Origin of the sequence: Nonomuraea helvata (genome assembly GCF_039535785.1) — a bacterium.
In the GTDB taxonomy this organism is placed as follows: Bacteria; Actinomycetota; Actinomycetes; order Streptosporangiales; family Streptosporangiaceae; genus Nonomuraea; species Nonomuraea helvata.
On sequence record NZ_BAAAXV010000012.1, the window covers coordinates 197,363 to 210,407 of the forward strand.

At 72.2% G+C, this 13,045-nt stretch carries 18 protein-coding genes; 10 read left to right on the top strand and 8 right to left on the bottom strand.

Annotated features, from left to right (window positions below; genetic code table 11):
• Positions 1-76: 76 nt before the first annotated feature.
• The gene (locus ABD830_RS51005) at positions 77-448 is read left to right on the top strand and encodes a winged helix-turn-helix transcriptional regulator (protein WP_345002858.1); all 372 of its coding nucleotides are present in this window, start codon (positions 77-79) and stop codon (positions 446-448) included.
• On the opposite strand, the gene ABD830_RS51010 is transcribed toward ABD830_RS51005, so the two are convergent.
• Both ABD830_RS51010 and ABD830_RS51015 read right to left on the bottom strand, forming a co-directional pair.
• On the bottom strand, positions 445-1,632 hold the full coding sequence (locus tag ABD830_RS51010) for an MFS transporter (protein WP_345002859.1): 1,188 nt from the start codon (positions 1,630-1,632) through the stop codon (positions 445-447). The genes ABD830_RS51005 and ABD830_RS51010 overlap by 4 nt on opposite strands.
• Positions 1,629-2,381, bottom strand: a complete 753-nt coding sequence (locus ABD830_RS51015) for a DeoR/GlpR family DNA-binding transcription regulator (protein ID WP_345002860.1) — start codon at positions 2,379-2,381, stop codon at positions 1,629-1,631. Before ABD830_RS51015 ends, ABD830_RS51010 begins: the two co-directional genes overlap by 4 nt.
• Positions 2,382-2,424: 43 nt before the next feature.
• Here ABD830_RS51015 and ABD830_RS51020 point away from each other — a divergent pair, with 43 nt between their 5' ends.
• Genes ABD830_RS51020 through ABD830_RS51035 form a run of 4 tightly spaced genes read left to right on the top strand, consistent with a single transcriptional unit; the run spans position 2,425 to position 5,030 of the window.
• Complete coding sequence (locus ABD830_RS51020) at positions 2,425-3,411, top strand: helix-turn-helix transcriptional regulator (protein WP_345002861.1); 987 nt, start codon at positions 2,425-2,427, stop codon at positions 3,409-3,411.
• A gap of 48 nt (positions 3,412-3,459) precedes the next feature.
• Positions 3,460-4,083, top strand: coding sequence for a LysE family translocator (locus ABD830_RS51025; RefSeq protein ID WP_345002862.1), 624 nt, complete (start codon positions 3,460-3,462; stop codon positions 4,081-4,083).
• Complete coding sequence (locus ABD830_RS51030) at positions 4,080-4,814, top strand: alpha/beta fold hydrolase (RefSeq protein ID WP_345002863.1); 735 nt, start codon at positions 4,080-4,082, stop codon at positions 4,812-4,814. Before ABD830_RS51025 ends, ABD830_RS51030 begins: the two co-directional genes overlap by 4 nt.
• A gap of 3 nt (positions 4,815-4,817) precedes the next feature.
• Entirely contained in the window at positions 4,818-5,030 is a 213-nt protein-coding gene (locus tag ABD830_RS51035; RefSeq protein ID WP_345002864.1) for a hypothetical protein, read from the top strand.
• Here ABD830_RS51035 and ABD830_RS51040 read toward each other — a convergent pair.
• Positions 5,027-5,449 (bottom strand): SRPBCC domain-containing protein, encoded by a 423-nt coding sequence (locus ABD830_RS51040; RefSeq protein WP_345002865.1) that lies wholly within the window; start codon positions 5,447-5,449, stop codon positions 5,027-5,029. The genes ABD830_RS51035 and ABD830_RS51040 overlap by 4 nt on opposite strands.
• Positions 5,446-5,781 (bottom strand): ArsR/SmtB family transcription factor, encoded by a 336-nt coding sequence (locus ABD830_RS51045; RefSeq protein WP_345003460.1) that lies wholly within the window; start codon positions 5,779-5,781, stop codon positions 5,446-5,448. The genes ABD830_RS51040 and ABD830_RS51045 overlap by 4 nt, the downstream gene beginning before the upstream one ends.
• Before the next feature lie 65 nt (positions 5,782-5,846).
• On the opposite strand from ABD830_RS51045, the gene ABD830_RS51050 reads away from it, so the two are divergent.
• Positions 5,847-6,188, top strand: coding sequence for a VOC family protein (locus ABD830_RS51050; protein WP_345002866.1), 342 nt, complete (start codon positions 5,847-5,849; stop codon positions 6,186-6,188).
• A 71-nt stretch (positions 6,189-6,259) separates the two neighbouring features.
• Here ABD830_RS51050 and ABD830_RS51055 read toward each other — a convergent pair whose 3' ends face one another.
• Positions 6,260-7,108 carry an SCO6745 family protein gene (locus ABD830_RS51055; protein ID WP_425567279.1) on the bottom strand — a complete coding sequence of 283 codons (849 nt, stop codon included), beginning with the start codon at positions 7,106-7,108 and terminating at the stop codon, positions 6,260-6,262.
• A gap of 63 nt (positions 7,109-7,171) precedes the next feature.
• Here ABD830_RS51055 and ABD830_RS51060 point away from each other — a divergent pair, with 63 nt between their 5' ends.
• Together ABD830_RS51060 and ABD830_RS51065 are read left to right on the top strand one after the other, a co-directional pair.
• Positions 7,172-7,741 carry a CGNR zinc finger domain-containing protein gene (locus ABD830_RS51060; RefSeq protein ID WP_345002868.1) on the top strand — a complete coding sequence of 190 codons (570 nt, stop codon included), beginning with the start codon at positions 7,172-7,174 and terminating at the stop codon, positions 7,739-7,741.
• A gap of 45 nt (positions 7,742-7,786) precedes the next feature.
• A complete protein-coding gene (locus tag ABD830_RS51065; RefSeq protein WP_345002869.1) occupies positions 7,787-8,257 on the top strand; it encodes a pyridoxamine 5'-phosphate oxidase family protein in 471 nt (156 codons plus the stop codon).
• Positions 8,258-8,299: 42 nt separating this feature from the next.
• Here the strand turns inward: ABD830_RS51065 and ABD830_RS51070 are convergent, their stop codons facing one another.
• Positions 8,300-9,061 carry an SDR family NAD(P)-dependent oxidoreductase gene (locus ABD830_RS51070; RefSeq protein ID WP_345002870.1) on the bottom strand — a complete coding sequence of 254 codons (762 nt, stop codon included), beginning with the start codon at positions 9,059-9,061 and terminating at the stop codon, positions 8,300-8,302.
• A gap of 46 nt (positions 9,062-9,107) precedes the next feature.
• On the bottom strand, positions 9,108-9,662 hold the full coding sequence (locus ABD830_RS51075; protein WP_345002871.1) for a TetR/AcrR family transcriptional regulator: 555 nt from the start codon (positions 9,660-9,662) through the stop codon (positions 9,108-9,110).
• A gap of 54 nt (positions 9,663-9,716) precedes the next feature.
• Here ABD830_RS51075 and ABD830_RS51080 point away from each other — a divergent pair, with 54 nt between their 5' ends.
• Positions 9,717-10,118, top strand: coding sequence for a nuclear transport factor 2 family protein (locus ABD830_RS51080; protein ID WP_345002872.1), 402 nt, complete (start codon positions 9,717-9,719; stop codon positions 10,116-10,118).
• Positions 10,119-10,142: 24 nt separating this feature from the next.
• On the opposite strand, the gene ABD830_RS51085 is transcribed toward ABD830_RS51080, so the two are convergent.
• On the bottom strand, positions 10,143-10,490 hold the full coding sequence (locus ABD830_RS51085) for a ribosomal maturation YjgA family protein (RefSeq protein ID WP_345002873.1): 348 nt from the start codon (positions 10,488-10,490) through the stop codon (positions 10,143-10,145).
• A gap of 172 nt (positions 10,491-10,662) precedes the next feature.
• Here ABD830_RS51085 and ABD830_RS51090 point away from each other — a divergent pair, with 172 nt between their 5' ends.
• A complete protein-coding gene (locus ABD830_RS51090; protein WP_345002874.1) occupies positions 10,663-12,948 on the top strand; it encodes a HelD family protein in 2,286 nt (761 codons plus the stop codon).
• Positions 12,949-13,045: the final 97 nt, after the last annotated feature.

The following is a 13,045-nucleotide window of genomic DNA, read 5'->3' on the forward strand; positions in this document are numbered from 1 at the left end:
GTTTCTCTCCCTCAGTGCTTTCTGTTGGTTAGTGCTTTCTATCAGAAAGTACACCCAAAGGCGTAAGCTGTCTTCCATGGAGGAGTTCGATGAGCTGGTGGCAGACGTCTTCTCGCGCAGGTGCACCTCGCGCACGGTGCTGGAGACCCTCACCGGCCGATGGGCGATCCTGGCGCTGGTGGCCCTGCACGAAGGGCCCTACCGCTTCAACGCGCTGCGCCGCCGCGTCGACGGGGTGAGCGAGAAGATGCTGTCCCAGACGCTGCACGCCCTCGAACGCGACGGCATGGTGCTGCGCGTGGCCGAGACCTCGATCCCGCCCCGGGTCGAATACAGCCTCACCGCGCTGGGCCGCGAGGCCGCCGAGCGCCTGATCCCCCTGCTGGAGTGGGTGGAGGAGCGCATGCCCGAGGTCGTGTCCGCCCGCGAGGAGCACGCCTCGCGCTAGCGGCCGGCGGAAGCGGAGGTACGGGGGCGCAGCGCAGTGGCGGTCAGGGCGACGAAGGCGGCCAGCACCGCCGGGATGGCCAGCGCGAGGGGCAGCCCGGTCAGCTCGGCCGCGGCCCCGATGAACACCGGCCCCGACAGGATCCCCATGTACCCGATGGAGGCCACCCGCGCCAGTGCCCGGCCCGCGAAGGCGGGATCGCGGTGGCCGGCGGCCGAGAATACCTGCGGCACGATGCACGACAGCCCCGCCCCGAAGCAGCCGAACCCGATCACCCCCGCCACCTGGTGCCCGCCCAGCAGCGCCAGCCCCAGCCCCGTCGCGGCCAGCAACCCGCAGCAGCGCACCAGCGGCACCGCGCCGAACCTGGCCGCCAGCCGGTCGCCCGCCAGCCGCCCGGCCGTCATCATGATGGAGAACGCGGCATACCCCGCCGCCGCCAGCCCCGGCGAGGCGGCCAGGTCCTCGCGCAGGTAGACCGAGCTCCAGTCGGCCGAGGCGCCCTCGCCCACCAGGCAGCAGAACGCCAGCACGCCCAGGAACACGATCCCCTTCGGCCGCGCGGCCGAGCCGCCCTCGATCGACGGGTCCTCGGCGGGGGACGGGAGCGAGCGCAGGGCCCAGCGGGCCGCCCAGACCGCCAGCAGCACGACGACCGCGCCCACCGACGCGAACGTGGCGGCGGCCGACAGATCGAGATGCGCGAACAGGCCGCCCGCCGTGGCGCCCGCGAACCCGCCGATGCTGTAGACGGCGTGGAACGACGACATGATCGGCCGCCCGTGGGCCCGCTCCACCTCCACCGCGTTGGCGTTCATGGCCACGTCGAGGATCCCGTGCACGGTCCCGAACGCCAGCAGCGTGCCCGCCAGCGCCCACAGGTTCGGGGCGTAGGCGGGCGGCACGAGCACGACGCCCTGCAGGAGGGCGGCCGGGATCATGACGCGGCTGCTGCCGTGGCGGTCGACCAGCCGGCCCACCGCGGTCATCCCGGCCATGGCCCCGCCGGCGATGGCCAGCAGGGCGAGGCTGAAGTGGCCGTCGCCCAGCCCGAGGTGCTCCTTGATCGCGGGGATGCGGGCCGTCCAGGTGCCCATGGCCGCGCCGGCCAGGAAGAACAGCAGGTAGACCGCCGTACGTTCCCGCACCAGGGCGCCCCGCCGGGTGCCGGGCGCGGCTCTCACACAGCCTCCCTGACCGTCACCCCGGCCGCCATCAGGGCGTCGCGCTCCTCGCCCGGTATGCCGGGGTCGGTCACCACCACGTCCAGCCGCGAGATCGGGCACACCGCGCCGAACGCCGTACGCGCGAACTTGCCCGAGTCGCACGCCACGATCACCCGCCGCGCCGAGGCGATGGCCGCCTGCTTGACCGCCACCTCGGGCAGGTCGTGCGCGGTCAGCCCGTGCTCGGCCGACAGCCCGCAGCAGCCGATCACCGCCGTGTCGAACCGCAGCGCCTTCAACGAGCTCTCGGTCAGCGGCCCCATGACGTTCAGCTCGCCCTGGCGCACCTCGCCGCCGGGCAGCACCAGCCGCACGCGCGGCGCCGAGGCCAGCAGCGCCACCGCCTGCAGCGCCAGCGGCAGCACGGTCAGGCGCCGGTCGTGCAGGGCGCGGGCCACCTCCAGCGCGGTCGTGCCGCCGTCCAGCACCACCGCCTCCCCGTCGGCGATCAGGGCCGCCGCCTCAGCGCCGATGCGCTGCTTGGCCTCCACCGCCTCCCGCTCGCGCACGCCGAACGGCGGCTCCTCGCCGCGCAGCAGCAGCGACAGCGCCCCGCCCCTGACCCGGCGCACCACTCCTTGCTGGGCCAGCTCGTCCAGGTCGCGCCTGATGGTCATCTCGGAGACGCCGTGCTCGGTGGCCAGCTCGGCGACCGAGACGCTGTCGTTGGTGCGCAAGGTGTTCATGATGGCGCGCAAACGATCCATATGTTCATACAAACACGACATATGTGCGCAATACAATGGGACCATGCGTGCCAGCCGCCTGCTCTCCCTGCTGCTGCTCCTGCAGACGCGCGGCCGCATGACCGCGCCCGAGCTGGCCGCGGAGCTGGAGGTGTCGGTCCGTACGGTCTACCGCGACGTGGAGGCGCTGTCGGCGGCCGGCGTGCCCGTCTACGCCGACCGGGGACCGGCCGGCGGCTACCAGCTGCTCGACGGCTACCGCACCCGGCTGAACGGACTGACGGCCGAGGAGGCCTCGTCGCTGTTTCTGGCCGGGCTGCCCGGTCCGGCGGCCGAGCTGGGGCTGGCCGAGGTGGCCGCCACCGCGGAGCTGAAGCTGCTGGCCGCGCTGCCGCCCGAGCCGCGCTCGCACGCCTCGCGGATGCGTGAGCGGTTCCTGCTGGACGTGCCGAGCTGGTACCGCTCGGCCGACGACGTGCCGCATCTGAGCGAGGTGGCCGAGGCGGTGTGGGACCAGCGGCCGCTGCACATGACGTACCGGCGCTGGGGGCAGCAGGAGGTCGACCGGGTGGTGCACCCGTACGGGCTGGTGCTCAAGGGCGGCTCCTGGTACATGGTGGCCGCGCCACGCCCACACAACGAGCAGGGCGGCAGCCCGCGCACGTACCGGGTGGCGCGGATCCTGACGATGGAGACGCTGCCGGGGCGGTTCGCCCGGCCCGAGGAGTTCGACCTGGGCGGGTTCTGGCAGGAGTACGCCAAGGAGTTCCGCGAGCGGATGTACACGGCCGAGGCCGTGATCAGGCTGGCTCCCGGCTATGCCGATCTGCTGGCGTACACGATGGGCTCCGATGTCGTGGGCGCCGCGCTGGCCGTCGCGGCGCAGCCCGATCCGGAGGGCTGGGTGACGCTCACGGTGCCCATCGAGTCGATCTCGCACGGGCGCTGGATGCTGCTGCGGATGGGGGCCGCCGTCGAGGTGCTCGGGCCGCCGGAGCTGCGGGCGGCGATGTGCGAGGCGGTCGCAGAACTGCACAAGATGTACGGTTGACCCTTTATTCGGGCGATATTCGGACACTCTTCTGGGAGCATGCCCGGCATGTATCTTCTAGCTTTCGTGGGCGCGTGCGTCCTGATCGCCATGGTGCCCGGGGTCAGCACGGCCATCATCCTGCGGCAGACGCTGCGCGCGGGCCGCGGCTCCGGAATGGCCGCCACCCTGGGCAACGAGACAGGGATCCTGCTGTGGGGGCTGGCCGCCGCGTTCGGCCTGTCGGCGCTGCTGGTGGCCTCGCAGCTGGCCTACGACCTGATGCGGATCGTGGGCGCCGTGGTGCTGGTGGCGATGGGCGCGCAGGCGCTGTGGCAGGCCCGCAAGGGCGCTCAGCCGTCAGAGGCGGCCTCCGACGGGGCGGTCGTGCCGGGCTGGCGCGGGCCGTACCTGGCGGGGGTGGGGACGTGCCTGGCCAACCCGAAGGCGGCGGTGTTCGCGATGTCGTTCCTGCCGCAGTTCGTCCCGGCGGGGCGGAACGTGCCGCTGACGCTCGTGACGCTGGCCGTGGTGTGGGTGCTGGTGGACCTGCTCTGGTACGGGCTGCTCATCTGGGCGGTCGGCAGGGCGAAGGCGTGGCTGAGCAGGCCGGCGGTGCGCCGGCGGCTGGAGCAGATCTCCGGCGTGGTGCTCATCGGACTGGGTGTGCGACTGGTGGTGGAGGCACGATGACGATCTGGCACGCCGAACACGGCACGGGCGAGCCCGTGGTGCTGCTGCATTCGACGGCGGTCGACTCCAGGATGTGGGACGCGCAGGTGGAAGCCCTGTCCGGCCGCTTCCGGGTGATCACGGTGGACTTCCGCGGGTACGGGCGGAGCGCGTTCCGGGCGGACGGGCCCTACAGCGACGCGGGCGACGTGGCCCGGCTGCTGGCCGAGCTGGAGGTGAGCCGCGCGGCGCTGGTCGGGGCGTCAGGAGCGGGCCGGGTCGCGCTGGAGCTGGCCGCGGCCGGGCTCGCCGACCGGCTGGTGCTGCTCAACCCGCTTTCCACGCTGCCGCCCACGGACGACCTGCGGGCGTACTGGGCGGAGGAGCGGCGCCTGCTGAAGGAGGGCGACGTCCAGGGCGCGGCCGAGCTGAACGCGCACACCCTGCTCGGGCCCGAGGCGTCACGGGAGGCGTTCGGGCGGGTGGTGGAGATGCAGCGGCACGCGTTCGAGGTGCAGCTGGCCGCCGATCCGGAGCCCGAGCAGGCGGAGGGCGAGATCGAGCCGGCGAAGATCGACGTGCCCGCGCTGGTGGTGGCCGGCGCGCACGATCTGCCGTACTTCCTGGCCAGTGCCCGCCACCTGGCCGGTGAGCTGCCGCGGGCGCGGCTGGTGGAGCTGGAGTGGGCCGGCCACCTGCCGGCCATGGAACGGCCTGAGGAGATCAACCGGCTGCTCCTGGACTACCTTTAGTGCATGACGAACGACCTGGCGACCCTCGTGAGGCAGGCTCAGGACGACGATCCGCTGCTGGCACTGCACGCCACCACCGCGCTGCGCCGTGAGATCGAGCGTCTGGAGGCGGTCCAGGTGCGGCGGGCCAGGGTGGCGGGGCTGGCGTGGGCGCAGATCGCCGACGCGATCGGGGTGAGCAAGCAGGCCGTGCACAAGAAGTACGGCCGCCGCTAGTCCTTCCACTGGTCGGCGAACCAGCGCAGCACGATGTTCCAGGAGTAGCCGCGCCGGATGCGCCCGGCCACGTCCGGGGGCAGGGTGTCCAGGCCGCGGTGCTCGAGCAGCACCTCGGTGCCGCCCTCGACCGGGCGGAACGTCACCTCGATCTCCATCCGGCCGGTGGGGTTGATGAGGTCGGCCCAGACGAGGCGGTGCGGCGGCTCCCAGGCGATGATCCTGCCGGTGTCGACGTGGCCGCCGTCGGACCACAGCTCGCGCAGGTAGCCGTCCTGGAAGCGGATGCCGGTCGCACGGGCGGGGTCGACCCAGCTGTGGCGGCCGCGCACGTACCAGCGGTCGATCTCGTCGGTGAAGATCCGGAACGCGGCCGCCGGGTCGACGGGCACGGTGACGCCGGCTCGGACGGAGGTCACCGGCCGCGCTCCACGTGGTCCTTGAACGAGCCGAGCTGCTCCGCCCAGAACGCCTGCACCTGGTCGAGCCAGGCCTGCAGCGCGGTGAAGGGCTCCTGGCGCAGCGTGTAGAGGCGCAGCCGGGCGTCGGCGCCGCCCGCCTCGGCGCGAACGAGACCGCCGGCCCGCAGCACGCGCAGGTGCCTGCTGAGGGCGGGGGCGCTCATCCGCACGGCCTGCGCCAGCTCACCCGCCGGTCGCGGCCCGTCGCGCAGCAGGTCGATGACCTTGCGCCGGGTGGGGTCGGCGAGCGCCGCCAGCGTGGCGTCCAGATCGTTAACGTTGGTGTTAATTGTTGCCTGCTTCCGTTAGGGTGTTAATCCTTAACGATAGCGACAACTATTGCGGAGGTGCATACATGAGTGCCGAGCTGGGGTACTACACGCTGTCCGTGGCGGACCTGGACCGGGCGGCCGCCTTCTACGGGGCGCTGTTCGGCTGGGAGTTCAAGCGGGAGCACGACACGTACCTGCACGTCACGAACACGGCCGTGCCGATGGGCTTCGTCTCCGACGGGCCCTCCTCGCAGCCGAACCTCTACTACCACGTCACCGACCTCGACACGGCCGTCGAACGGGTGCGGGAGCTGGGCGGCAGCACCGGCGCGGTGTACGACAGCAAGTCGGGTCGCGGCTGCGCCTGCACCGACGACCAGGGAACGCAGATCAGCATCTGGCAGCCCGTGCCGGGCTTCGGCTGATTCTCCGTACGCCGGCCCATACCCCCGGCCCTCGGTGGCGTGCGCAGAAGCGGCCTGCCCGGGGGAGCGGGCTAGTCGGGGGCCTTGACGGTGGCGATGCCGAGGGTGCTGGTCATCGGCAGCAGCCCGGCCTCGAAGACCGCGCCCAGGAAAGGCCCGGCGAGCCGGGCCAGCCGCTCGGCGCGCTCCTCGCCCAGCAGCCGCCACGGCTCGGCGGCCAGCCCGTCGGTCATCCGCTCCACCTGGTCGCGCAGCTCCCGTCCCCGCTCGGTGGCCTGCCCGTCGAGGTCGACCAGGCCGCGCGCGGCCAGCCGTTCGCGGGCGGCGTCCCACTCCTGCTCGCTCCAGCCGCGCCCGGCGAAGTTGGCCGCCGGGGCGGCGCCGATCGCGGCGAACGACACCAGCGCCTCGCACCCGTCCAGCCCGGCGGCCAGCAGCGCCGCCAGATGGCCGTCGCCGCGATGCTCGCGCAGCACGGTGGCAGCCTGCCAGAGCACCAGGTGCGGCTCGTCGGGCCAGGGCAGGTCGAGGTTGGCCGCGGCGAGCGGCCGCCCGGCCACCGCCACGCTCTCGGCGGCCCGCCTGGCCAGCTCCGCCGCCTCCGCCACGTCCGGTCCGGCCACCTTGTCGCCCAGCAGGTGGCGGTAGGTCCTGTCGACCGCGGTCAGCCGCGCCTGCAGCACCCGCTCAGGGGTGGCGACCTCCCAGGCGGCGGGCACGTGCTCGCCGATCATGCGCGGGCTGAAGCTGTAGTACGTGGCCGTGGCCAGCCGGCTGCCCGCCCGCCCGAGCGGCGCCGTGCGGTAGGCGAAGTAGCTCGGCCAGCGGGACTCCACGTCGTAGCCGAGCGTGGCCGCCTCCTCGAACGCCTGAGGCGAGAAGTACAGCACCGCGTGGATCGGCTCAAGCTGGTGCCACATGCGGCGGGCGAGCCCGGACAATGCGCTCACGACAATCCCTCACTGTCTAGATAAACTATGCCAGTGACGATAGAGGCTTGGCGCATCACTGGTCAATCGCAAATAGACAGTTATGTCGGCAGGTGGGTGGAGCTGGCCGTCCTGCTGGTCAACGAGCTGTCGGTCGCCTGGGCCCATGGCCGTCCCGTGGAGCCGCCCGCGGACCCGAGGGCGGCGCTGGAGGAGGCGTTCACCCGCCAGGGCCGGCCTCCCAGCCGCGCGCTGACCGGCGCGGACACCGACCGGCTCGCCCACGTGGCCGCCGACCTGCACGCGGCGTTCGCGGGTGACGTCGCCACGCTCAACGAGACGCTGGTACGTCACGGCGCCGTGCCCAACCTGCACGGCGACCCGTCCGTCCTGGCCTTCCACGCGCCCGGGGCGGACCTGGTGGACGCCTGGGCCGCCGACGCCGCCACGGCCCTGGCCATGGTGATCGGCGTCGGCCAGGGCCGGCGGCTGCGCAGCTGCGAGGCGGAGGGCTGCGAGCTGGTCTTCATGGACGTCACCAGGAACGCCTCGCGCCGGTTCTGCGGCCTGTCCTGCCAGAACCGCGCCAAGGCCAGCGCCTACCGCGCCCGCCGCCGCGCCTGAGCGGCCTCGTGGTTTCTGTCGGTGGCGTCGGCCAGGATGTGCGCCATGGCTTCATGGCAGGAGTTCGAGGAGCAGGCGCCGGAGCTGGCCGGCGCGGCGCGGCGCGTGATGGGCACGTGCAAGCACCGGGTGCTGGCGACGTTGCGCAAGGACGGCTCACCCCGGGTCAGCGGCATCGAGACCACGTTCAGGGACGGCGAGCTGTGGACGGGGTCGATGCCCCGGGCGGTCAAGGTCCACGACCTGCGGCGGGATCCGCGCATGGCGGTCCACGTCGCCTCTCCTGAGCCTGGGGAGGGTGACCCGTCGACGTGGGAGGGCGACGTGAAGCTGGCCGGACGGGCCGTGGAGGTCGCCGACGAGGCGGTGCGGGAGCCGTTCCAGCAGCCCAGCCCGGACTCACACCTGTTCCGGATCGAGCTGACGGAGGTGGTGTGGACGAGAGTCGAGGGCGACGAGATCGTCATGACCGTCTGGCACGAGGGCGCAGGAGTGCGGGAGATCCGCCGCAAGTAATCTACAAAGTAAAGGCGCCCGGCTCAGGCGCTCCAAAGCTCGTCAATGGACGGAGAAGCCGCCGTCCACGAAGAGCATCTGGCCGGTGACGAAGGCGGAGGCGTCGCCGGCCAGGAACACCGCCGCGCCCGCGAAGTCCTCGGGCACGCCGTTGCGTCTGACCATGTGGCGGGCGGCGAGCGCTTCGACGCGGCCGGGGATGGCCTGGGCGGGCGCGGTGAGCGGGGTCAGGACGAAGCCGGGGATGATCGTGTTGACGCACACGCCGTCGGCCGACCAGGCCTCGGCCTGGGAGCGGGTCAGGCCGGCGATGGCGGCCTTGGCGGCGCCGTACGCGCCGCTGTCGCCGAAGGCGCTGATGGACTGCTGGGAGCCGAGGTTGATGATGCGGCCCCAGCCTCGGGCGGCCATGCGCGGGCCGAAGTGCTGGCCAAGGAGGTAGGGGGCGGTGAGGTTGACGGCGATGGTGCGCTCGTAGTCCTCGACGGTGAGCTCGGCCATGGGCTTGCGGATGTTGTTGCCGGCGTCGTTGACGAGGATGTCGATGTCGCCGGCCGCGGCGCACACGCGCCGGATGTCGTCGCGGCCGGCGAGGTCGGCGCTGATCCACGAGGCGGTGACGCCGTGCTCGCGCAGCCGGGTGACGGCCTTGTCGAGCTCGGCCTGCCTTCGGGCCACCACCACGACCTCGGCCCCGGCCCTGCCGATCGCCTCGGCGATGGCGTACCCGATGCCGGAGCTGCCGCCGGTCACGAGGGCGCGCCGGCCGTCGAGGGAGAACAGCTCTCGCAGATAGTCAGACATGGTCGGACAAGCTAGCACCCCCTGCTTAGGAGGCCCGCGCGGGTCCTCACCGGGCGCCGACCAGGCTCTCGAAACAGGGGCGAAGGAGGGCGAGGAGGTCGTCGGCGGGCGCGTCGGCCAGGGAGCCGAGTTTGAGCAGGTAGCGATCGACGACCACGCCCATCATGATCGCGCCGATCAGCCCCGCGCGCAGGTCGGCGTCGCCGGCCGGGATGGCCGCCTCGATCCGCTCCAGCCACTCGCTCGCCGCCTCGCGGAGCCCGTCGGCCGCTTCGGTGTGCGTGAGCATCGAGCGCAGCAGCACCAGGGATGCCACGGGCTCCCCCTCCAGGCGCTCGCGCAGCACGGCGAGCAGGGCCTCGGCCGGGTCGCCAGGGGGCAGCTCGTGGGGTGAGAGGTGGGCCGCGCGGGCGAACAGTTCCTCTTTCGACCCGAAGTAATGCATCACCAGGCCCGCGTTGACCCCGGCCGCGGTGGCGACCGCGCGGATCGTCGTGCGCTCGTAGCCCAGCCCGGCGAAGGTCTCGCGGGCTGCGGTCAGGATCCGGGCTTCGGTGTCGCGGCGTTGCTGCGCGCGGGTGCGGCGGGGCGGCTCGGTCATCGTTTCATTGTACGAACGTTGAACGAGCCCGGACTTTCGTTGTACGGTCATTCAATGAACATGCGTTCAACGAAAGTCGTGGAAGAAATCATGCGGGCCGGCCTCGCGGGCGATCACGAGCGCTTCCTGGAGCTCATGGCCCCCGACGGGATGATCGAATGGCCGTACCGCCCTGACGGCGTCCCGGGAGAGCTGCGCGGCAGGCAGGCCATCGGGGCGTTCCTGGCCGCCAACAGGCACCTGATCACGTTCCACGACTACACCGACGTGGAGATGCACGAGACTCTCGACCCGGAGGTGGTCATCGTCGAGTACGTGGCGCACGGCACGGTCACCGCCACCGGGGAGCCGTTCGAGCAGCGGCCGCTGGCCGTCTTCCGGGTGCGGGAGGGGCAGGTCGTGACCTATCGCGACTACATCAACCCGCTGCCCCTCATGAAGGTCCTCCACCCGTAGGCGGCGGGACGGTCCGGTATGCCGTCATCCCGTCCTTCGTAGCCAGAGCGTGTGCGCGGCCCAGGCCGCCGCGGCGCCCACCGCGTACCAGAAGAGGTCGGGCGGGTTGAACGTGCTGCCCAGCAGTGGCCGCAGCACGGCCGGGATCTCCCCGAGCTGGGCGAACTCGATCACCCAGCTCGCCCCGGCCGAAAGCGCCGCCGCCACCCAGGGCCTGATCCTGGGGAGGATCAGCACCACGAGCATGTAGATCAACACGGTGTAGAGGGCATCGCCCGCGTATTTCGGCACAGGTCCGTCGAACAACGCGCGCACTCCCACACCGGCTGCGACGGTCAGGACGGCTACGCAGAAAAGGGGCAGGCGGGGCACCGGATCACGTTACTGCCTGAGCGATGAAGGACGCGCCGGAGAAGTGGGGGCATGCCGGGCAAACGGTCGCTGACCTGATCGTTTGCGCACGCCCTCGCGCGGGGTTAAGCTCGAATGCTCCATTTCAAAAAGCAGAGCTCCACACCCCTTCCGGTTAGGAGTATACCACCGAATGGCTAATCGTCAAGATAGTCTCGCGGAAGCCCTTGACAGCGAACAGCGCACTGTGGCGTGGCTGTACGGCAGGCTCGACGTCGCCAGGGAGCGGGCGCAGGCGGCGCTGCGTGAGGTGTACGGCAGGGCCGGCGGCACCCGCCAGGCGATGGTCGAGCGCGAGGCGATGGCCTCCGAGCACGCCAGGAGGCTGGCCCAGCTGAACGCGGTCGAGCGCGGCCTGTGCTTCGGCCGCATCGACGACGCCTCGGGCGCCGGCACGTACGTCGGCAGGATCGGGCTGCGCGACGAGAGCCACGAGTCGGTCCTGATCGACTGGCGGGCCCCTGCGGCGCGGCCGTTCTACGTGGCCACGGCCACCGACCCGGGTGGCCTGGTGCGCCGCAGGCACCTGCATCTGAAGGACCGCATGGTGGTCGGCATCGACGACGAGGTGTTCGACCTGGAGCGGATGAGCGACGGCGACCGGCGCTCGCTCGTGGGCGAGGCGGCGCTGCTCGCGGCGCTGCGGCGTAGCAGGACGGGCCGGATGGGCGACGTGGTGGCCACCATCCAGACCGAGCAGGACCGGGTCATCCGCTCCTCGCTGCAGGGGGCGCTGGTGGTGCAGGGCGGGCCGGGCACCGGCAAGACGGTGGCGGCGCTGCACCGGGCGGCGTACCTGCTCTACACCCACCGCGACACGCTCGAGCGGCGCGGCGTGCTGGTGGTGGGGCCCAACCCGATGTTCCTGCGCTACATCAGCCAGGTGCTGCCGGCGCTGGGGGAGACGCAGGTGGTGATGACCACGGTCGAGGAGATGTTCCCGGGGGTGCGGGTGAGCGCTGCCGACACGCCGGCGGCGGCGATGGTCAAGGGCGACGTGCGGATGGCGGAAGTGGTCGCCCGCGCCCTGGAGCTGCGTCAGGGAGTGCCCCAGGGCGACCTCGTGGTCGAGCTGGACGGGCTGAGCCTGCGGGTGCCCCGCGAGAGGTGCCTGCGGCTGCGCGAGCGGGCGCAGGCGGTGCGCCTGCCGCACAACATGGCACGCAAGCTGTACGTCACCGAGCTGCTCAAGGAGCTGGCCAAGGCCGAGGCCCGGGCCCTGGAGGAGTCGCTGCACATCGAGGAGCTGGTCATCGAGGACGAGCCGGAGCTGTCGCAGCCGCTCGACCTGGAGGGCGACCTGGACGAGCTGGATCTGGAGCTGGCCTCGCAGCGGCTGTGGGGCGAGCCGGTCGTACGGCGGGCCGTGGACGAGCTGTGGCCGGAGCTGACGCCGCAGCGGCTGATCTCCGAGCTGCTGTCGTCGTTCGACACGCTGTGGGCCGTGGCGCCCTCGGGCCTGGAGTGGCACGAACTGCTGCGTTCGCCGGAGGCCGGGTGGACGGTCGGTGACGTGCCGCTGCTGGACGAGGCGGCCGAGTTGCTGGGCGAGGACGACTCCGCCCGCCGGGTGGCGGCCAGGCGGGCCTCGCGGGAGCAGGCCGAGCAGGAGCTGTACGCGCGGGAGGTCCTCCAGACGACCGGCGTGCTGGAGGAGGGCGTCTTCGATCGCGCCGACGTGCTGGCCGAGCGGCACGCCGACGACGGGCCGGCCCTGACGACGGCCGACCGGGCGGCGGCGGACCGGACGTGGGCGTACGGTCATGTGATCGTGGACGAGGCGCAGGAGCTGTCGCCGATGGCCTGGCGGATGATCATGCGGCGGGTGCCGGCGAAGTCGCTGACCGTGGTGGGCGACCTGGCGCAGACCGGGTCGGCGGCGGGCGCGCGCTCGTGGGGGGAGGTGCTGGACCCGTTCCTGGCGGGGCGCTGGCGCGTGGAGCGGCTGCTGGTCAACTACCGCACGCCGGTGGAGATCATGGCGGTGGCGGCGGACGTGTTGCGGGCGTTCGCGCCGGACCAGGATCCGCCGGAGTCGGTACGCGAGGGCGGCGCGCCGCCGCGCGCGGTGCGCATGCCGCTGTCGGGGCTGCCGGGCCTGGTGGCGGAGGAGCTGGCCTTGATCGGCGAGGGCCGGGTGGGCGTCGTTTCCTCCGACGCCCGCCACGCGGCGGTGTCCGCGCTCTTCCCCGACGGGGACCTGGACGCGCCCGTGGTGGCGCTGACGGTGGGGCAGGCCAAGGGGCTGGAGTTCGACGCGGTCGTGGTGGTGGATCCGGCGGGCATCCTGGGGCAGTCGCCGATGGGAGGCCAGGATCTGTACGTGGCGGTGACGCGGGCGACGCGGCGGCTGACGGTGGTGCACGAGGGGGACTTGCCGGAGGTGCTGTCCCGGCTGGCTACGGAATCTACAACGTAAAGGCGCCCGGTTTGGTTCAACCCTACACACATCAAAAAACCACAACAACAGCGAGGTGACAGGCCCGGCGTCATGCGCATGACGCCGGGCCGACCGA